The sequence below is a fragment of the Pseudomonas sp. C321 genome (genome assembly GCF_055407105.1).
In genome coordinates this window covers 435,572-454,708 of record NZ_JBUZRB010000003.1, presented here as the reverse complement: position 1 = coordinate 454,708, position 19,137 = coordinate 435,572, and the positions used below count along the sequence as shown (strand labels likewise).

Here is a 19,137-nt window from a genome sequence, read left to right as displayed (position 1 = left end):
TCCGAGCCGCCGGGGAAAGCGAAGGAAGGCCGAAGCCCCCGATCACCTGCATTAATCACAGTGCATCTTTCAAAAAAACCGCCGCGTTATGACAGACCAGCAGTGGAACACCGGTACGTTGATCGCTACACATTTTTTGGAATCGCCCAGCAAAGACTGCTTGGTAATCGGCAACTGCTGCGATTCAGGCGAATCCACAGAAGTTGTATCAAGAAGGGAGCGTAGTCTACCGGAAAGGGGCTATCAGCTCAAACCTTGATCGCGTGTTGCAGGTATCCAATGTAATTCCCAGTCGCCACGGGCACTTGCCGCCAGCCCAGGCAGGTTCGGCAGGGCCAATAATTGCTCGTCGCGGTACAGCAGCGGCAATCTGCCACGGACAAAGCCCGGCACCCCGCTTTCGTTAAGCAAACGCTTAAGGTCGCGGCGACCTCGCCCTGACACCTCCATGACTTCGCCGCCCTGGCGGTAGCGTATGTGCAGTGGGCCTTTGGGCGCAGTGCCGCTAAAATACAGATGACCATTACCGGGTAACTGTAGTGGGTTTTCAGGGTGTGACCAGCTCGCCGGAGCGTCAGAACAATCCGACCAGCCGGCAGGCAACCACCAGATACGCCCGCCAGACCGATGTAACTGGCCGTCTGCCAGGCGCCACAGAGGCTGGGCGTCTGCCGCAGCATCACGCAACGCACTCCAGCCAGCCCAGTGATCACTGTCGGGCAAACGGCTCAGCGGTGTCAGCCAGTGTCGCAAGGCGTTGCGCTGACGGGCCTCGGAAAGCATGGAAAGCGGTTCAAGGGCCAGGGATGGCAATGCCAGCCAGGGGAACATCGAGGGCTGGCTGGCGGCCTGCAAGTCCATCAGCGCCAATTCATCGAGTAAACCCTGGGCCTCGCTCAGATGCTCGGCGCTGCGGGCCATGGTGCTGACGGCCCTAGGCCAGCGCTCGATCAGCAGCGGGAGCACGTGATGGCGCAGGTAGTTGCGCGAGAAGCTCGGGTCGGCGTTGGACGGGTCTTCGACCCAGGTTAACTGCTGCTCATGAGCGTAGGCTTCCAATTCGATGCGCGACGTATCTAGCAGCGGCCGCAGCAGGTAGCCATCACCCAATGGACGCTGCACAGGCATAGCCGCCAGCCCGCGCACGCCCGCCCCACGCAATAATCGAAACAACAGGGTTTCAGCCTGGTCATCGCGGTGTTGGCCCGTGAGCAGCAGCTCCCCTGCCCTGGTCACTTGGCTGAACGCCTGATACCGCGCCTCACGGGCCGCACGCTCCAGGCTTGCGCCAGGCTGCACCTTTACGCGGATGACCTGCAGTGGCACGCCCAGCGTGTCACACAAGGCCTGGCAATGAGCCGGCCAAGCATCGGCCGCAGCTTGCAGCCCATGATGGACATGGATAGCACTGAGTGGCGGGAGGTTTTCGGTCTTGGCCAGCGTAGCCAAAAGGTGCAGCAGGACGGTGGAGTCGAGGCCTCCGGAGAAAGCGATGTGCCAGGCCGGGGCATTGCGCCAGGGGGCTAGTGCTTGCAGGAGCCTGACGGGAAGATCCGGCTTGAAAGGTTTCATCGAGTATCGTCCGAGCAGAATCACCTTCGAAACTTATAGCGATCAAATGTGGGAACCAGGCAAGTCCGGCCCCCACATTAGCTCTTCAGTGTCTGTCAGATCGGTGATCGATCAGAGACCGTAGCTCATCAGTCGCTCGTAACGGCGGGCCAGCAGTGCGTCATTGTCGAACTTCTTGAGCATCGACAGCTGTGCGCTCAGTTCGGCACGGATCGAAGCGGCCACGGCCGCCGGATCGCGATGGGCGCCACCCAATGGCTCGGCGATGACCTTATCAACGATACCCAGACCTTTCAGGCGCTCGGCGGTGATACCCATCGCTTCTGCGGCATCCGGCGCTTTCTCGGCGGTTTTCCACAGGATCGAGGCACAACCTTCCGGCGAAATCACCGCGTAGGTCGAATATTGCAGCATGTTCAGTTGATCGCACACGCCAATGGCCAGTGCACCGCCGGAACCACCTTCACCGATCACGGTGGCGATGATCGGGGTTTTCAGTCGTGCCATGACCCGAAGGTTCCAGGCAATCGCTTCGCTCTGGTTGCGTTCTTCGGCGTCGATGCCTGGGTAGGCACCTGGGGTGTCGATAAAGGTCAGGATCGGCATTTTGAAGCGTTCAGCCATTTCCATCAGGCGGCAGGCCTTGCGGTAGCCCTCCGGACGAGGCATACCGAAGTTGCGGCGAACCTTCTCGCGCACTTCACGGCCTTTCTGGTGACCAATCACCATCACTGGCTGGTCGTCCAGGCGAGCGATACCGCCAACAATGGCAGCGTCGTCGGAGAAGTGACGGTCGCCATGCAGCTCATCGAACTCGGTGAAGATGTGCTCGATGTAGTCCAGGGTGTACGGACGGCGCGGGTGGCGGGCCAGGCGCGCGATCTGCCAACTGGTCAGCTTGCCGAAGATGTCTTCGGTGAGCGTGTTGCTCTTGTCTTGCAGGCGGGAAATTTCATCGCCTATGTTCAGCGAATTGTCATTGCCGACCAGGCGCAGTTCTTCGATCTTGGCTTGCAGGTCAGCGATCGGCTGTTCGAAATCAAGAAAATTCGGGTTCATAAGCGTCCGTCTTGGGTCGACGGCCAAGGGGTGCCTGGCCAGCCGATTATCTATTCGCGCCCTACCTTAAGGGAGAGGCGCGTTTAGGTCGAGATTAAATATTGGGTCGAGGTCAGGGCGCTTGCTCTTCATGGCAAAGAAGCCCCATGACCGTCAACGGTATTGGAGGAAGACGTTGTCACGCCCAAACTGGTCACGCAATGCTTGAATCAAGCCGTCTGCCGGATCGATTCGCCAGGTCTCGCCAAACTGCAGCATGGCCTTTGCATCGCTGCCGGTGTACTCCATGGTCACTGGGCATGCACCACGATGACGCTTGAGCAAGTCCCCCAACCAGCGTAGTTGATCACCTTTAAGCGCTTCAGTCCGCACTTTCAGGCGCAGGCTTTCGGCAAGGTTGGTGCGCGCATCTTCCATGCTCATCACCCGCTTGATCCGCAGGCGCAGGCCACCGGAGAAGTCATCGTTGCTGACCTCCCCTTCCACCACCACCATGGCGTCGGTCTGCAACAGCGATTGGGCAGAGTGGAATGCGTCGGCAAACAAGGAAGCCTCGATTCGGCCAGAACGGTCGTCGAGGGTGATAAAGCCCATCTTGTCACCCTTTTTGTTCTTCATCACCCGCAGGGCGATGATCATCCCCGCGACGGTCTGGGTATCTCGCGCCGGCTTCAGGTCGATGATCCGCTGGCGGGCGAAACGGCGAATTTCCCCTTCGTACTCGTCAATCGGGTGACCAGTAAGGTACAGGCCCAGGGTGTCCTTCTCGCCCTTGAGGCGTTCCTTGAGGGTCAGGTCCTTGGCTTTGCGGTGATTGGCGTAGACATCGGCGTCTTCTTCGACGAACAGGCCGCCAAACAGGTCGGCATGGCCACTGTCGTGGGTGCGGGCGGTTTGTTCGGCGGCCTTGATCGCCTCTTCCATTGCGGTCAGCAAGACTGCACGGTTGCGGTCGATATTGGCCTGGTAAGCCTTCGGCTCGTCATGAAAGTAAGGACCGAGACGATCCAGCGCACCACTACGAATCAAACCGTCAAGGGTGCGCTTGTTGATCCGCTTGAGGTCGACCCGCGCGCAGAAGTCGAACAGGTCCTTGAACGGCCCATCCTGACGCGCTTCGGTAATCGCCTCCACCGGGCCTTCGCCCACACCCTTGATCGCGCCTAGGCCATAAATGATGCGGCCTTCGTCATTTACCGTGAACTTGAACTCGGAGGTGTTCACGTCCGGCGCATCGAGGCGCAGCTTCATGGTCCGCACTTCTTCGATCAAGGTCACGACCTTGTCGGTGTTGTGCATATCGGCAGACAGTACCGCCGCCATAAACGGCGCCGGATAGTGCGTTTTCAGCCAGGCGGTCTGGTACGAGACCAGGCCATAAGCCGCGGAGTGGGATTTGTTAAAGCCGTAACCGGCGAATTTTTCCACCAGGTCAAAGATGTTACCGGCCAGGTCAGCCTCAATGTTGTTGGCCGTGCAACCTTCAATGAACCCGCCGCGCTGCTTGGCCATTTCCTCGGGCTTTTTCTTACCCATGGCACGACGCAGCATGTCGGCGCCGCCGAGTGTGTAGCCGGCCATGACCTGGGCAATCTGCATCACCTGTTCCTGATACAGGATAATGCCGTAGGTTGGCGCCAATACTGGCTTGAGGCCTTCGTACTGGTAATCGGAGTGCGGGTAGGCGAGCTCGGCGCGACCGTGCTTACGGTTGATGAAGTCATCCACCATGCCTGATTGCAGCGGGCCCGGACGGAACAGGGCCACCAGTGCGATCAAGTCTTCCAGGCAGTCGGGCTTGAGCTTTTTGATCAGCTCCTTCATGCCACGTGATTCCAGCTGGAACACCGCCGTGGTTTCGGCCTTTTGCAGCAACTGGTAGGTCGGTTTGTCGTCCAGCGGGATAAAGGCGATATCCAGCGGCGGCTCGTCGATCTTGGCGCGCTCGCGGTTGATGGTCTTCAGCGCCCAATCGATGATCGTCAGGGTCCGCAGGCCAAGGAAGTCGAACTTCACCAGGCCGGCCGCCTCCACGTCATCCTTGTCGAACTGGGTGACCAGGCCGCCGCCTTCTTCATCGCAATAGATCGGCGAAAAGTCGGTCAACTTGGTCGGCGCGATCACCACACCGCCGGCGTGCTTACCGACGTTACGCACCACACCTTCGAGTTTGCGGGCCATGTCCCAGATTTCCGCCGCTTCTTCATCGATCTTGATGAAGTCCCGCAGGATTTCTTCCTGCTCGTAGGCTTTTTCCAGGGTCATGCCGACTTCAAAAGGGATCATCTTCGACAGGCGGTCAGCCAGGCCGTAGGACTTGCCCTGCACCCGAGCCACGTCACGGATTACCGCTTTCGCCGCCATGGAACCGAAGGTGATGATCTGGCTTACGGCGTTGCGGCCATACTTCTCAGCCACGTACTCGATAACCCGGTCGCGACCGTCCATGCAGAAGTCGACGTCGAAGTCGGGCATCGATACCCGTTCCGGGTTCAGGAACCGCTCGAACAGCAGGTCATATTCCAGCGGGTCAAGGTCGGTGATCTTCTGCACATAGGCCACCAGCGACCCGGCACCCGACCCACGACCTGGGCCAACCGGGACGCCATTGCTTTTGGCCCACTGGATAAAATCCATTACGATCAGGAAGTAACCGGGGAATCCCATCTGGATAATGATATCCAGCTCGAAATTCAGTCGATCGACATAGACCTGGCGCTTGGCCTCGTAGTCTTCGGTGGTGTCCCTGGGCATCAGAACGCTCAGTCGATCTTCCAGCCCGTCGAAAGAAACCTTGCGAAAATACTCGTCGATGGTCAGGCCATCGGGAATCGGGAAGTTGGGCAGGAAGTGCTTGCCCAGCTTCACTTCAATATTGCAGCGTTTGGCAATCTCGACGGAGTTTTCCAGCGCCTCGGGCAAGTCGCTGAACAGCTCGGCCATTTCATCGGCGCTTTTGAGGTATTGCTCTTCGCTGTAGTTTTTCGAGCGACGCGGATCGTCCAGCGCCCGGCCTTCGCCGATGCAGACGCGGGTTTCGTGAGCCTCGTAGTCTTCCTTCTTGATAAAGCGCACGTCGTTGGTCGCTACCAGCGGCGCGCCGATTTTCTCGGCCAGGGCCACGGCGGCGTGCAACTGCTCTTCATCGTTGGGACGGTTGGTGCGCTGGATTTCCAGGTAGAAGCGATTGGGGAAAACCTCCATCCACTCACGGGCGAGGACTTCAGCCTCGTGAGGATTGCCGCCCAAGAGGGCGATGCCGATCTCACCCTCTTTGGCTGCCGAGAGCATGATCAGCCCTTCGCTGGCTTCGGCCACCCACTCACGCTCGATGATGATCGAGCCGTTGCGTTGCCCATCGATAAAGCCACGGGAAATCAGTTCGGTAAGGTTGCGATAACCGACGCCGTTCATCGCCAACAGGCTGATGCGGCTCAGGGGGTTATCCGGATCTTTGTTGGACAGCCACAGGTCGGCACCGCAGATCGGCTTGATGCCGGCACCCATGGCGGCCTTGTAGAACTTGACCAGGGAACACATGTTGTTCTGATCAGTAACCGCAACGGCCGGCATTTTCATGCCCACCAGGGTTTTGACCAGCGGTTTGATCCGTACCAGGCCGTCGACCAGGGAGTATTCAGTGTGCAGGCGTAGGTGAACGAATGAAGCCGGCATAGTGATCCTGTACAAAACGTGAAAACAACAAGGCCCGGAAATCCGGCATTTAAAGCTACTGCGCTTGGTACGCTTTAAAGGCCGGATTGTACCGGGCCTTGGCAAAAACATCAGCCTTGCTGCTAGATCTCGATAAGGCTTTCCCGCGCCTCATAAGCCTGGCGAACCGGGGCAAACGAGCGGCGGTGAATCGGGGTTGGACCCAGACGAGCCAAAGCTTCCAGATGAACGGGCGTCGGGTAGCCTTTGTGCCCGCCAATGCCGTAGCCGGGGTAGATCAATTCGAAAGCAGCCATTTCACGGTCGCGGCTGACCTTGGCTAGGATCGATGCAGCGGCAATTGCCGGGACCTTGCTATCGCCCTTGACCACGGCCTCGGCCGGCATCGACAGTTTCGGGCAGCGGTTGCCGTCGATCATCGCCAGTTTTGGCGCGATGTGCAGCCCTTCTACGGCGCGCTGCATGGCGAGCATCGTAGCGTGGAGGATGTTCAGTTCATCGATTTCTTCGACTTCGGCCCGGGCGATATGCCAGCTCAGGGCTTTCTCGCAAATCTCGTCGTAGAGTTTTTCACGACGGGCTTCGGTGAGCTTCTTCGAATCGTTGAGGCCGATAATCGGCCGGGTCGGGTCGAGAATCACCGCAGCCGTGACAACTGCACCACAGAGGGGACCGCGACCGACCTCATCGACACCGGCAACCAATTCATGAGCTTCGGCGACCAGGCTGAAATCCAGGCCAATTTGCGTCTTCATAGGGCTTCCTGTGTGTGGCCGATCAAGGTCAGGACCGCATCAGCGGCCTGGTTTGACGCATCACGGCGCAAGGTCCGGTGAATCTCGTCAAAACCACGGGTTTGCTCTTCACCGCCGTCAATCAAAGGAAGCAACGTCTGCGCCAAGGCTTCAGCCGTTGCATCGTCCTGCAACAACTCGGGCACCAGCAGACGCTGGGCCAGCAAGTTGGGCAAGGAGATATACGGGCTTTTGACCATGCGCTTGAGAATCCAATAGGTCAGCGGCGCCAGGCGATAAGCCACAACCATGGGGCGCTTGTAGAGCAAGGCCTCCAGGGTGGCGGTGCCGGAAGCGATCAACACGGCATCGCAAGCGGCCAAGGCCAGGTGCGAACCGCCGTCGAGCAGACTCAACGGCAAGTTGCGCCCCACCAGCAATTCTTCAATTTGCGCACGACGCTGAGGGCTGGCGCACGGCAATACGAACCGCACACCCGGCTTCAAGGCTTGCAGACGTTCAGCTGCATCAAAAAACAGCGCACCAAGGCGGCCGACTTCACCACCGCGGCTACCCGGCATCAAGGCCACCAGCGGCCCCTCCGGCAAGTCCAGTTCGGCGCGGGCGGCGGCACGGTCAGCGTGAAGCGGGATGGTGTCGGCCAGGGTATGACCAACGAAACGCACCGGCACACCCTTCTCTTCGTAGAACCTGGCCTCGAACGGCAGCAGGGTCAGCATCAGGTCGCAGCCTTCGCGAATCTTCAACACGCGCTTCTGCCGCCATGCCCACACAGACGGGCTGACGTAGTGCACAGTCTTGATTCCGGCCTGACGCAACTTGAGTTCGATATTGAGGGTGAAGTCCGGAGCATCGATGCCAATAAAGACGTCGGGCTTTTCTTCGATCAGGGTCTGGATCAGCTTTTTACGGCGAGCCAGCAGCTCACGCAAACGTCCCAGCACCTCTACCAGCCCCATCACTGAAAGGCGTTCCATGGGGAAATAGGAGGTTAGCCCTTCGGCCTGCATCAGTGGGCCGCCGACACCCAGAAATTCAACCGCCGGGTGCTGGGCCTTGAGGGCCCGCATTAGACCTGCGCCGAGAATATCGCCGGAAGCTTCTCCGGCGACCAGCGCTATACGCAACTTGGCCATGATTAACGGGTGATGCCGCGAGTCGATGCCTGAATCGAATCACGGAACATCGCGACTTCCGGAAACAGCGATGCCGGTTCAACCAATTCGGCCAAGGCCTGATCAACCGTCAACCCCTGGCGGTAGACCACCTTGTAGGCGCGGCGCAGGGCATGGATAGCCTCTTCGCTGAAGCCACGACGACGCAAGCCCTCGAAGTTCATGCTGCGGGCCTCGGCAGGGTTGCCGAATACCGTGACAAATGCCGGAACATCCTTGCCGATGGCGGTACCCATGCCGGAAAAGCTGTGTGCACCGATATGGCAATACTGATGAACCAGGGTGAAGCCCGACAGGATCGCCCAGTCATCAACATGCACATGGCCGGCCAACGCGGTGTTGTTGACCAGGATACAGTGGTTGCCGATGACGCTGTCATGCCCAATATGCGCGTAAGCCATCACCAGGTTGTGATCACCCAAGGTGGTCTCGGCACGATCCTGGACAGTGCCACGGTGAATGGTCACGCCTTCACGGATGATGTTGTGATCACCGATTACCAGGCGGGTCTCTTCACCCTTGTACTTCATGTCAGGCGTGTCTTCGCCTATCGATGAAAACTGGTAAATGCGATTGTGTTTGCCAATCCGGGTCGGACCTTTGAGGATCACATGTGGCCCGATGACTGTCCCCTCGCCGATTTCCACACCTGCGCCGATGATCGACCAAGGGCCGACCTCGACGTCGGCGGCCAGGACGGCCGTCGGATCGATGATTGCGCGAGGGTCAATCAAACTCATAGTTTGCGTTCCGCACAGATGATTTCAGCAGAGCACACAGGCTTGCCGTCAACCGACGCCTGGCACTGGAATTTCCAGATTTGACGCTTGCAGCTCAGGAACGTGGCCTCAAGGATCAACTGGTCGCCCGGAGTGACTGGCTGGCGAAAACGCAGCTTGTCGGAACCCACGAAATAGTAAAGCGTGCCATCAGCAGGCTTCAGGTCGAGCATTTTGAAACCAAGGATACCAGCAGCCTGGGCCATCGCTTCAATGATCAATACACCCGGCATGATTGGATGCGCAGGGAAGTGACCGTTGAAAAAAGGCTCGTTGATGCTGACATTCTTGTAGGCACGAATGTACTTACGCTCAACATCCAGCTCCGCGACACGATCCACCAGCAGGAACGGGTAACGGTGAGGCAGGTATTCGCGAATCTCGTTGATGTCCATCATTTCGGGGGGAAGCCTGTAATAAAGATTGGGAGCGCGCGGACTAAGGCGCGCCCCTCTAGCAAATCAAGGAGGCAGTCTAGCGGCTGTGCACACTTGATATGGAAATGGTCTCAGCCATCTGATGAAGCATTACCGCCAGGGGTCACGTCCCCAACACGCTTTTCCAAATGTTTCAGGCGTCGAGCAATGTCGTCGAGCTGCCTCAATCGGGCCGCACTCTTGCGCCATTCGGCAGCAGGTTGCATGGCCGTACCGGAAGAATAGGACCCAGGCTCAGTAATCGAATGGGTCACCATGGTCATGCCGGTGATGAATACGTTGTCGCAGATTTCGATATGACCCACCAACCCGACGCCGCCAGCCAGCATGCAATGCTTGCCGATTTTGGTGCTGCCGGAAATCCCCACGCAGGCGGCCATGGCCGTATGATCGCCAATCTGCACGTTGTGAGCGATCTGAATCTGGTTGTCCAGCTTCACGCCGTTACCAATCACGGTATCGGCCAGAGCCCCGCGATCAATAGCGGTGTTGACGCCAATTTCTACGTCGTCGCCGATCAATACGCCGCCAACCTGAGCGATCTTCTGCCAAACGCCTTTTTCATTGGCGAAGCCGAAGCCCTCGCCGCCGATCACGGCGCCCGACTGAATCACCACACGCTGCCCAATACGCACATCGTGGTACAGGGTCACGCGCGGCGCGAGCCAGCCACCGGCACCAACTTCACTGCGGGCACCGATAAAGCACTGGGCCCCTACCGTCACACCGGCACCAATGCGGGCGCCACTCTCGATCACCGCAAAAGCGCCAATGCTCGCCGCAGGATCAACCTGGGCGTCATCAGCAATCACTGCCGAGGGATGAATACCGGCAGCAGCCTTGGGTTTTGGATCGAACAGGTGGGACACCCGTGCGTACGACAGGTACGGGTCGGCAACAACGAGCGCGTCCCCGGTAAACCCTTCGGCATCAGCGGCCTTCAGCAACACGGCTGCGGCCTGGGTATCGCCCAGGTATTTACGGTATTGGGGGTTTGCCAGAAAGCTCAACTGAGCTGGGCCAGCCTCCTGCAAGGTGGCTAGCCCAGTGATTTCCTTCTCCGGGGAGCCATGTAAGGTGGCCCCCAGGAACTCGGCCAGTTGGCCAAGTTTTATAGTCGCGGTCATGGGTTACTTCAGCTGGTTCATGCGCTCGATCACCTGACGGGTGATGTCGTACTGAGGTTTGACATCAATCACGGCGCCACGCTCGAAGACCAGGTCAAAGGCACCCTTCTTGATGACTTCTTCCACGGCGCTGTCGAGTTTTGGCTTGAGTTGCTTGAGCATTTCACGGTCAGCAACAGCCTTGGCTTCGTTCAGCTCCTTGGATTGGAACTGATAGTCACGGGCCTTTTGCTTGAATTCAAGCTCCAGACGCTCGCGCTCGCCTTGCTGCATTTTGTCGCCACCGGCGACCAGACGATCCTGAATGCCCTTGGCGCTGCTTTCCAGAGTCTTGAGCTTGGTCAGTTGCGGACCGAATTTCTTCTCGGCATCCACGGCGTATTTCTTGGCCGCATCGGATTCCAGCAGGGCCATCTGATAGTTCAGGACAGCGATTTTCATTTCGGCAAAGGCCGGGGTTGCTACCAGGACAGTCGCCAGGAGAACCAATTGAGTCAACTTACGCACGATGCACTCCTACAGAATCCGTTGTCGTTATCTTAGGTCAGACGCTTAGAACGTCTGGCCGAGGGAGAATTGGAAAATCTGGGTTTCAGCGTTATCCGGTTTCTTGATCGGCATGGCCAGAGCAAAGCTCAATGGGCCTAGGGCCGTAATCCAGGTCACGCCAACACCCACAGAGCTTGCCAGGTTGCTGAGACTGACGTCGTTGCACTGAGTCTGGGACTTCACACCGCTCGGGTTGGTGATCTGATCACACTTGGAATCGAACACGTTACCCACATCCCAGAAGACCGAGGTTCGCAGGGAGCGTTGATCCTTGACGAACGGCAGAGGAAACAGGATCTCCGCGCCACCTTGAATCAACACGTTACCACCGAATGGCAGTGGGTCGTTGTCCGAGTCCGGATCGGTACCGCGGTTACCGGTTACACCCACACCACGGCTCGGGGTACCACGAGGGCCCAGGGTGCTGTCCTTGAAGCCACGTACCGAGTTGAAACCACCCGCGTAGTAGTTCTCGTAGAACGGCAGGCCATTGGTCGAACCGTAACCGTCACCGTAGCCCAGTTCAGTGTGCAGGCGCATGGTGTAGTTGTCGCTCAGCGGCGTGAACAACTGGCCGCGGTAATCAAGCTTGAAGAACGACAGGTCGCTGCCTGGAGTAGTGCTTTCCAGTGTCAGGCTCTGGGAGTGACCGCGTGTCGCCAGCACCCCTTTGTTCAGGGTCGATTCCGACCAGCCAGCCGAGGCCTTGAAGTTGAGGAACTTGTCACCCTCGGTACGCACGAAGTCAAAGATCTCATCCACGGTGTAGACACCGGTCTTGATCTCATCCTGTTGCGCGGTAAAGCCGAAGGTCAGGCGCGAGGTCTCGCTGATCGGATAACCGATGTTGACGCCAGCACCCAGGCTGTCGATTGCATAGCTTGCAACGTCGACGTCAAGGTCTTTGTAGTCGGTGGTGCGATAGAAGGCGTTGTAGCCCAGGCTCACGCCGTCAGCTGTCCAGTAGGGGTCGACATAACCGAAGTTATAGCGGCTCTGATATTCGCTTCGGGTCAGGCCGATGCTGACCTTGTTACCGGTACCCAGGAAGTTGTTCTGGGTGATGGAGCCACCAAGGATCAGGCCGGCACTTTGTGCGAAGCCAACGCTGGCGGTGATCGAACCGGACGCTTGCTCTTCTACTGCATAGTTCACGTCAACTTGGTCATCCACGCCTGGCACGGCCGGGGTTTCGACATTGACTTCCTTGAAGAAGCCCAGGCGTTCAAGACGGGTCTTGGACTGGTCGATCAAGTAGGTCGAAGCCCAACCACCTTCCATCTGGCGCATTTCACGACGCAGCACTTCGTCCTCGGACTTGGTGTTGCCACGGAAGTTGATGCGGTTTACATAGGCACGCTTGCCAGGATCGACGACAAAGGTGATGTCCACTGTGTGGTCATCATCGTGCGGGGTGGGCACGCCATTGACGTTGGCGAAGGTGTAGCCCTCGTTACCCAGGCGGCGGGTGATCAGTTCAGACGTGGTGGTCATCAGCTTGCGCGAGAACACCTGGTCCTTCTGCACCAGCAACAGGGACTTGACCTGGTCTTCAGGCACTTTCAAGTCGCCGCTGAGCTTCACGTCACGAACGCGATACTTCTCGCCTTCGTTGACGTTGACGGTGATGTAGACGTGCTTCTTGTCCGGGGTGATGGACACCTGGGTCGAAGCGATATCCATGTTGATATAGCCACGGTCCAGGTAATAGGAACGCAGACGCTCCAAGTCACCGGAAAGTTTTTCACGGGCGTACTTGTCATCGTTCTTGAAGAACGACAGCCAGTTGGTGGTCTTGAGCTCGAACAGGCCGATCAGGTCCTCGTCAGCGAACTTGGTGTTACCCACCACGTTGATGTGCTGGATGGCCGCCACGGTACCTTCGTTGATGTTGACCTTGAGGCCTACACGGTTACGCGGCTGCGGCACCACCTCGGTTTCCACCGAGGCGGAATAACGACCCTGGGCAACATATTGACGTTGCAGCTCGTTACGTACGCCTTCGAGGGTGGCACGCTGGAAGATCTCGCCTTCGGCAAGGCCCGATTGCTTGAGACCTTTCATCAAGTCTTCAGTGGAGATCGCCTTGTTGCCTTCGATCTCGATACTGGCGACGGACGGTCGCTCGACGACAGTGATGACCAGGACGTTGCCTTCGCGCCCCAATTGGATGTCTTGAAAGAAACCGGTTTTGAACAGCGCACGAGTGGATTCCACCAGGCGACGATCATCAGCCTGTTCCCCGACGTTCAACGGCAAGGCGCCAAAGACGCTACCCGCGGAAACCCGCTGGAGGCCGTTGACGCGAATATCGGAGATGGTGAAGGACTCGGCGTGAACTTCGGCGATCATCAATACGGTGAGAACCGCAGTTAGCAGCAGACGTTTCATGAAGTCCTTTCTTATTCCAACTGGCAATAAACAAACTGCCGCAAAATGCGGCAGATTCGCAATTCAGCGAAGCGTTACAGTCGTCCCAGATCGTTGACCAAGGCTAACAACATCACCCCGACCACCAAACTGATACCGATCTGTATCCCCCAACCCTGCACCCGATCCGACAAGGGGCGACCACGCACCCACTCGACCAGATAAAACAACAGATGCCCCCCATCCAATACTGGAATGGGCAACAAATTCAGAACCCCGAGGCTAATACTCAGATAAGCCAGGAAATTCAGGAAATCAGCCATGCCCGACTGGGCAGAAGCGCCCGCCACTTTAGCAATGGTTATCGGTCCACTCAAGTTTTTTACCGAGAGCTCGCCGAACAACATTTTCTTGAGGGAATCGAGGGTCAACACACTCATGGTCCAAGTGCGTCGCGCACCCTCGCCAATTGCGGCCAACGGCCCGAAACTTATCTCACGCACCATCGAAGGTGGCCACTCGACACCTTTCACCCCGGCGCCCAGATAACCCCCGGCCGCCTTGGCTTCCCCGCGCACCGCCAGGGTGACAGGGACGTCGATTTGAGCACCGTCGCGCTCAACTTTCAGCACAATTTTGGTATCAGGGTGTACACGCACCAGATCGACCACTTGCTGCCAGTCACCCAGTGCCTGGCCATCAAGGGCCAAAAGGCGGTCGCCGGTTTTCAGCCCTGCAGCTTGCGCAGGGCCCTTGGGGTCCAACTCTGCCAGCACCGGAGGCAAGGAGGGCCGCCATGGACGAATCCCCAGAGACTTGATCGGATCAGGCTCGTCGGCGCCCTTGAGCCAGTTGTCGAGGGCCAGTTCCCGCGGCGTTTCGGCCGTGGAATCCTGCTCGCGCACCACCAGCTTCACGGTGCCGCTTTCACCCAGGCGGCGCACCAACTGCAAATTGACTGCGCCCCAACCGGTGGTAGGCTCGCCATCAATGGCAACAATTTCCTGGCCTGCGATCAGCCCGGCCTTGGCCGCGATACTGCCCGCCTCCACCGCCCCGATAACCGGACGCACCTGCTGGCTGCCCAACATCGCCAGCACCCAGAAGAACACCATGGCCAGCAAAAAGTTGGCGATAGGCCCCGCAGCAACGATGGCAATGCGCTGACGAACGGTCTTGCGATTGAAGGATTGGTCCAACTGATCAGCGGGCACTTCGCCTTCGCGCTCGTCGAGCATCTTGACGTACCCGCCCAAGGGAATGGCGGCAATCACAAACTCGGTGCCTTGACGGTCATGCCAGCGCAGCAACGGCATCCCGAAACCGACGGAAAAACGCAGAACCTTGACGCCGCAACGACGCGCCACCCAGAAGTGGCCGAATTCGTGGAAGGTGACCAGCACACCCAGAGCAACCAGGGTGCCGACAATCATGTAGAGCGCACTCATCTAATTTCTCCGCATTCCAATCCAGTGCCTACAGGCTCAAGCGCGCCCAAAAAGGTTAGCGCGCATTGCGGCTCAACCATTGCTCGGTCAGGGCCCGGGCCTTTGTATCAGCCTCGAAGACTGCGCCCAAGTCATCAACGGCGACCACAGGTTCAAGGCTCAGAACGTCCTCGATGATACTCGCGATCTCCGGAAAACGGATGCGTCGTTCGAGAAACGCCGCCACAGCCACTTCATTGGCCGCATTGAGCATCGCTGGCGCGCTGTTACCTGCCTCGGCAGCTTGACGCGCCAGACGCAGGCACGGGAAGCGCTGCTCGTCGGGGGCCTGGAAATCCAGCCGGGCGATGGCAAACAGGTCCAGAGGAGCAACACCCGAATCAATGCGCTCGGGCCAGGCCAAGGCGTTGGCGATCGGCGTACGCATGTCCGGATTACCCAATTGGGCCAACACCGAGCCATCCACGTAGTCGACCAGGGAATGAATCACGCTTTGCGGGTGAATCACCACCTCGACCTGATCCGGCCGCGCATCGAACAACCAGCATGCCTCAATCAGTTCGAGACCTTTGTTCATCATGCTGGCCGAATCGACCGAGATCTTGCGGCCCATCGACCAGTTGGGATGGGCACAGGCTTGTTCAGGGGAGACATGCTCCAGCTCAGCCAGCGGCGTCTGCCGGAACGGGCCGCCGGACGCGGTCAGCAAAATACGGCGTACACCCACCTGGCTCAGGCCACGGGCGAAATCCCCGGGCATACACTGGAAAATCGCATTGTGCTCGCTGTCCAGCGGTAGCAGTACGGCGCCGCTCTTGCGCACCGCCTGCATAAAGAGTGCGCCGGACATCACCAGCGCTTCCTTGTTGGCCAGCAGAATCTTCTTGCCGGCGTCAACGGCGGCCAGGGTTGGACGCAGGCCCGCCGCACCGACAATGGCAGCGACAACGGTATCGACATCAGGATCGGCGGATACCTGACACAACCCCTCCTCCCCCACCAGCACTTGAGTCGATAGCCCCGCCGCCCGCAGATCATCCTGCAAACCACGCGCAGCCGACGCCTCAGGCACTACCGCAAATTGCGGCACGTGACGAACACACAGCGCCAACAACTCGCTCAAGCGACTAAAGCCAGTCAGGGCGAAGACTTGATAACGCTCCGGATGACGGGCAATCACATCCAGCGTGCTCAACCCTACCGAGCCGGTGGCTCCCAGCACGGTAATCTGCTGCAGACGGCTCACGAGGCTATCATCCACAACAGCACGGCAAAGATCGGCAAAGCTGCTGTCAGGCTGTCGATGCGGTCCAGCACGCCGCCGTGACCCGGAAGCAGATTGCTGCTGTCCTTGACCCCAGCCTGGCGCTTGAACATGCTTTCGGTCAGATCTCCGACCACCGAGATCAGCACGACCACCGCAGCACCCACCAGGGCCAGGAGTATTTCCTTGACGGTCCAGCCACGCACAACACCAACGACAGCAGTAATCACCAGCGTCAGTAACAAACCACCGTATACACCTTCCCAGCTCTTGCCAGGACTTACCGCCGGCGCCAGCTTGCGCTTGCCGAAGGCCCGGCCGGAAAAGTAAGCGCCAATATCAGCACCCCAGACCAGCACCATCACCGCCATGATCAGCCAGTTGCCCAAGGGCATATGCTTGATATAGACCAGGCCTTGCCAGGCCGGCAGCAGAATCAACAGACCTATCACCAGCTTGCAGGCGACACTGGACCAATGGCCGCTGGTTCGCGGGTAAGTCAGCACCAGGAAGGTCGCCAGCGTCCACCACAGCACCGCAGCGCCAAGCACCCAAGGCGCCATATCTGGCAGGATGTACATCAGAAACAACATCAGCGCCACGACGACGGCGTACACCACACGATGCAGCTGCGCGGTGAAACCGGCCAGGCGCGCCCATTCCCAGGAACCCAAGGTCACAACCAGGCCGATGAACAGCGCAAAGCCGGCACCTTCGAGCAGGAAAAACCCGCACAAGGCAATCGGCAGCAGGATCAGTGCCGTGATGATTCGTTGTTTAAGCATTAAACCCGGGCTCCAGCTTCGATCTGCTCGCTCGTTTTACCGAAGCGACGCTGACGGGAAGCGAAATCGGCCAGCGCATTGCGCATGGCATCGTGTTTGAAGTCCGGCCAGAACAGGTCGGAGAAGTACAGCTCGGTATAGGCCAACTGCCACAACAGGAAGTTGCTGATGCGGTGTTCGCCACCGGTACGGATACACAAGTCCGGCAACGGCAGATCACCGGTTACCAGGCAGGTTTGCAACAGTTCAGGCGTGATGTCTTCGGGTCGCAGATGACCGGCCTGCACTTCGCGCGCCAGACGCTGCGCGGCTTGGGCGATATCCCATTGGCCGCCATAGTTGGCTGCGATTTGCAGTACGAACCGATTACTGCCGGCAGTAATCGCCTCAGCTTCGCGCATGGCCGCCTGCAACTCCGGACGGAAGCGCGAGCGATCACCGATGATGCGCAGGCTGATGTGGTTGTCGTTCAGGCGCTTGGCCTCACGACGCAGGGCCTTGAAGAACAGGTCCATCAAGGCACTGACCTCCTCGGCCGGGCGCTGCCAGTTTTCACTGGAGAAGGCAAACAAGGTCAGCACCTCGACCTTGGCCTCAGCGCACACTTCGATCACAGCCCGTACCGCATCGACACCCGCCTTATGCCCGGCGACACCCGGCATAAAGCGTTTTTTCGCCCAGCGATTATTCCCGTCCATGATGATCGCGACATGGCGCGGCACCACGGCGGGCACAGTCTGCTTGGTGTTTTCCATGAAAACGTCCTGACCCTTATACAGCCATCAAGTCCGCTTCTTTTTGCTTGGTGGCCGCGTCGACATCAGACTCAGCCTTATCGGTCAGCTTCTGGATATCCGCAGCAGCACGGCGCTCTTCGTCTTCGCTGATTTCCTTGTCCTTAACCAGCTTTTTCAGGTCACCCAAGGCATCGCGACGAATGTTGCGCACGGCAACACGAGCATCTTCCGCAGCACTACGCGCCTGTTTGGTAAAACCCTTACGGGTTTCTTCGGTCAGGGCAGGCATGGAGATCAACAACAACTCGCCCAGGTTGGTCGGATTGAGGTTCAGACCAGCACTCTGGATTGCCTTGTCGACTGCCCCGAGCATATTGCGCTCAAAGGCCACAACTTGCAGGGTGCGCGAGTCTTTTACGGTGATGTTGGCCACTTGGGTGATGGAAGTGTCTGCGCCGTAGTACGGCACCATCACGCTGCCCAGGATGCTCGGGTGCGCCTTGCCGGTACGAATCTGGCCAAATGCATGGGCCAGAGACTCCAGGGATTTGTGCATACGCTCTTGAGCGTCTTTCTTGATTTCGTTGATCATTGTTGAGCCTCCTCGATCAGAGTCCCTTCTGCGCCGCCGTGTACGATGTTCAGCAGGGCGCCGGGCTTGTTCATGTTAAATACGCGCAGCGGCATCTTGTGGTCGCGACACAGGCAAATAGCTGTCAGATCCATCACACCCAACTTGCGATCCAGCACTTCATCATAAGTCAGATGATCGAACTTCTCGGCATGCGGGTCTTTGAACGGGTCAGCAGTGTAAACGCCATCAACCTTGGTCGCCTTAAGAACCACGTCCGCATTGATTTCAATGCCGCGCAAGCAGGCTGCAGAGTCGGTGGTGAAGAAGGGATTGCCGGTACCGGCAGCAAAAATCACCACTTCCTTGGCATCCAGGTGACGCATAGCTTTGCGGCGGTCATAGTGATCGGTTACACCAACCATGGAAATAGCAGACATCACGATCGCCGTGATGTTGGCCCGCTCCAGAGCATCGCGCATGGCCAAGGCATTCATCACAGTGGCCAGCATGCCCATGTGGTCGCCGGTTACCCGATCCATGCCAGCAGCGCTGAGTGCCGCACCGCGGAACAGGTTGCCGCCGCCTATCACCAGGCCGACCTGGACACCGATACCGACCAGTTGGCCGACTTCCAGCGCCATGCGGTCGAGTACCTTGGGATCGATCCCGAACTCTTCCGAGCCCATCAGGGCCTCGCCGCTAAGCTTGAGTAGAATGCGTTTATAGCGAGCCTGATAACCACTGCCCTGCTGAGCCATTGCGAATCTCTCCTGCGGCGTATTTTTAAAAATTCTTGGCAAGCCGTTTACGGCCTGCGTTCACTCTAGCTGG

The 19,137-nt window shown here is 58.5% G+C and carries 16 protein-coding genes; all 16 read right to left on the bottom strand.

All coding sequences use genetic code 11. The features are described from left to right. Positions 1–243: 243 nt before the first annotated feature. On the bottom strand, positions 244–1,572 hold the full coding sequence (tilS, locus tag ACZRJ6_RS11665) for a tRNA lysidine(34) synthetase TilS (RefSeq protein ID WP_463968228.1): 1,329 nt from the start codon (positions 1,570–1,572) through the stop codon (positions 244–246). A gap of 111 nt (positions 1,573–1,683) precedes the next feature. Next, positions 1,684–2,631, bottom strand: coding sequence for an acetyl-CoA carboxylase carboxyltransferase subunit alpha (locus ACZRJ6_RS11660; protein WP_463968227.1), 948 nt, complete (start codon positions 2,629–2,631; stop codon positions 1,684–1,686). 153 nt (positions 2,632–2,784) lie between these two features. Beyond that, on the bottom strand, positions 2,785–6,306 hold the full coding sequence (dnaE, locus tag ACZRJ6_RS11655) for a DNA polymerase III subunit alpha (RefSeq protein ID WP_463968226.1): 3,522 nt from the start codon (positions 6,304–6,306) through the stop codon (positions 2,785–2,787). Between the two features lie 122 nt (positions 6,307–6,428). Beyond that, positions 6,429–7,061, bottom strand: coding sequence for a ribonuclease HII (rnhB, locus tag ACZRJ6_RS11650; RefSeq protein ID WP_463968225.1), 633 nt, complete (start codon positions 7,059–7,061; stop codon positions 6,429–6,431). Then, the gene (gene lpxB, locus ACZRJ6_RS11645) at positions 7,058–8,197 is read right to left on the bottom strand and encodes a lipid-A-disaccharide synthase (protein ID WP_463968224.1); all 1,140 of its coding nucleotides are present in this window, start codon (positions 8,195–8,197) and stop codon (positions 7,058–7,060) included. Before lpxB ends, rnhB begins: the two co-directional genes overlap by 4 nt. Positions 8,198–8,199: 2 nt before the next feature. Then, positions 8,200–8,976, bottom strand: coding sequence for an acyl-ACP--UDP-N-acetylglucosamine O-acyltransferase (lpxA, locus tag ACZRJ6_RS11640; RefSeq protein WP_463968223.1), 777 nt, complete (start codon positions 8,974–8,976; stop codon positions 8,200–8,202). Continuing rightward, the gene (gene fabZ / locus ACZRJ6_RS11635) at positions 8,973–9,413 is read right to left on the bottom strand and encodes a 3-hydroxyacyl-ACP dehydratase FabZ (protein ID WP_133099411.1); all 441 of its coding nucleotides are present in this window, start codon (positions 9,411–9,413) and stop codon (positions 8,973–8,975) included. The genes lpxA and fabZ overlap by 4 nt, the downstream gene beginning before the upstream one ends. Before the next feature lie 110 nt (positions 9,414–9,523). Next, positions 9,524–10,579 (bottom strand): UDP-3-O-(3-hydroxymyristoyl)glucosamine N-acyltransferase, encoded by a 1,056-nt coding sequence (lpxD, locus tag ACZRJ6_RS11630; RefSeq protein WP_463968222.1) that lies wholly within the window; start codon positions 10,577–10,579, stop codon positions 9,524–9,526. A 3-nt stretch (positions 10,580–10,582) separates the two neighbouring features. Next, positions 10,583–11,086 (bottom strand): OmpH/Skp family outer membrane protein, encoded by a 504-nt coding sequence (locus ACZRJ6_RS11625; protein WP_003219314.1) that lies wholly within the window; start codon positions 11,084–11,086, stop codon positions 10,583–10,585. Between the two features lie 45 nt (positions 11,087–11,131). Next, complete coding sequence (gene bamA / locus ACZRJ6_RS11620; protein WP_463968221.1) at positions 11,132–13,519, bottom strand: outer membrane protein assembly factor BamA; 2,388 nt, start codon at positions 13,517–13,519, stop codon at positions 11,132–11,134. Positions 13,520–13,593: 74 nt separating this feature from the next. Next, positions 13,594–14,946 carry a sigma E protease regulator RseP gene (gene rseP, locus ACZRJ6_RS11615; RefSeq protein ID WP_463968220.1) on the bottom strand — a complete coding sequence of 451 codons (1,353 nt, stop codon included), beginning with the start codon at positions 14,944–14,946 and terminating at the stop codon, positions 13,594–13,596. A 55-nt stretch (positions 14,947–15,001) separates the two neighbouring features. Next, on the bottom strand, positions 15,002–16,192 hold the full coding sequence (gene ispC, locus ACZRJ6_RS11610) for a 1-deoxy-D-xylulose-5-phosphate reductoisomerase (RefSeq protein ID WP_463968219.1): 1,191 nt from the start codon (positions 16,190–16,192) through the stop codon (positions 15,002–15,004). Further along, on the bottom strand, positions 16,189–16,995 hold the full coding sequence (locus tag ACZRJ6_RS11605; RefSeq protein ID WP_463968218.1) for a phosphatidate cytidylyltransferase: 807 nt from the start codon (positions 16,993–16,995) through the stop codon (positions 16,189–16,191). The genes ispC and ACZRJ6_RS11605 overlap by 4 nt, the downstream gene beginning before the upstream one ends. Beyond that, on the bottom strand, positions 16,995–17,750 hold the full coding sequence (gene uppS, locus ACZRJ6_RS11600) for a polyprenyl diphosphate synthase (protein ID WP_463968217.1): 756 nt from the start codon (positions 17,748–17,750) through the stop codon (positions 16,995–16,997). The genes ACZRJ6_RS11605 and uppS overlap by 1 nt, the downstream gene beginning before the upstream one ends. A 16-nt stretch (positions 17,751–17,766) precedes the next feature. Beyond that, positions 17,767–18,324, bottom strand: a complete 558-nt coding sequence (gene frr, locus ACZRJ6_RS11595; protein WP_463968216.1) for a ribosome recycling factor — start codon at positions 18,322–18,324, stop codon at positions 17,767–17,769. Next, entirely contained in the window at positions 18,321–19,064 is a 744-nt protein-coding gene (gene pyrH / locus ACZRJ6_RS11590; RefSeq protein WP_133099419.1) for a UMP kinase, read from the bottom strand. Before pyrH ends, frr begins: the two co-directional genes overlap by 4 nt. Positions 19,065–19,137: the final 73 nt, after the last annotated feature.

Excerpts from the sequence above, each read along its gene's own strand:
- tilS (WP_463968228.1), bottom strand. The coding sequence starts at position 1,572 with ATGAAACCTTTCAAGCCGGATCTTCCCGTCAGGCTCCTGCAAGCACTA.
- ACZRJ6_RS11660 (WP_463968227.1), bottom strand. The coding sequence starts at position 2,631 with ATGAACCCGAATTTTCTTGATTTCGAACAGCCGATCGCTGACCTGCAA.
- dnaE (WP_463968226.1), bottom strand. The coding sequence starts at position 6,306 with ATGCCGGCTTCATTCGTTCACCTACGCCTGCACACTGAATACTCCCTG.
- rnhB (WP_463968225.1), bottom strand. The coding sequence starts at position 7,061 with ATGAAGACGCAAATTGGCCTGGATTTCAGCCTGGTCGCCGAAGCTCAT.
- lpxB (WP_463968224.1), bottom strand. The coding sequence starts at position 8,197 with ATGGCCAAGTTGCGTATAGCGCTGGTCGCCGGAGAAGCTTCCGGCGAT.
- lpxA (WP_463968223.1), bottom strand. The coding sequence starts at position 8,976 with ATGAGTTTGATTGACCCTCGCGCAATCATCGATCCGACGGCCGTCCTG.
- fabZ (WP_133099411.1), bottom strand. The coding sequence starts at position 9,413 with ATGATGGACATCAACGAGATTCGCGAATACCTGCCTCACCGTTACCCG.
- lpxD (WP_463968222.1), bottom strand. The coding sequence starts at position 10,579 with ATGACCGCGACTATAAAACTTGGCCAACTGGCCGAGTTCCTGGGGGCC.
- bamA (WP_463968221.1), bottom strand. The coding sequence starts at position 13,519 with ATGAAACGTCTGCTGCTAACTGCGGTTCTCACCGTATTGATGATCGCC.
- rseP (WP_463968220.1), bottom strand. The coding sequence starts at position 14,946 with ATGAGTGCGCTCTACATGATTGTCGGCACCCTGGTTGCTCTGGGTGTG.
- ACZRJ6_RS11605 (WP_463968218.1), bottom strand. The coding sequence starts at position 16,995 with ATGCTTAAACAACGAATCATCACGGCACTGATCCTGCTGCCGATTGCC.
- uppS (WP_463968217.1), bottom strand. The coding sequence starts at position 17,750 with ATGGAAAACACCAAGCAGACTGTGCCCGCCGTGGTGCCGCGCCATGTC.
- frr (WP_463968216.1), bottom strand. The coding sequence starts at position 18,324 with ATGATCAACGAAATCAAGAAAGACGCTCAAGAGCGTATGCACAAATCC.
- pyrH (WP_133099419.1), bottom strand. The coding sequence starts at position 19,064 with ATGGCTCAGCAGGGCAGTGGTTATCAGGCTCGCTATAAACGCATTCTA.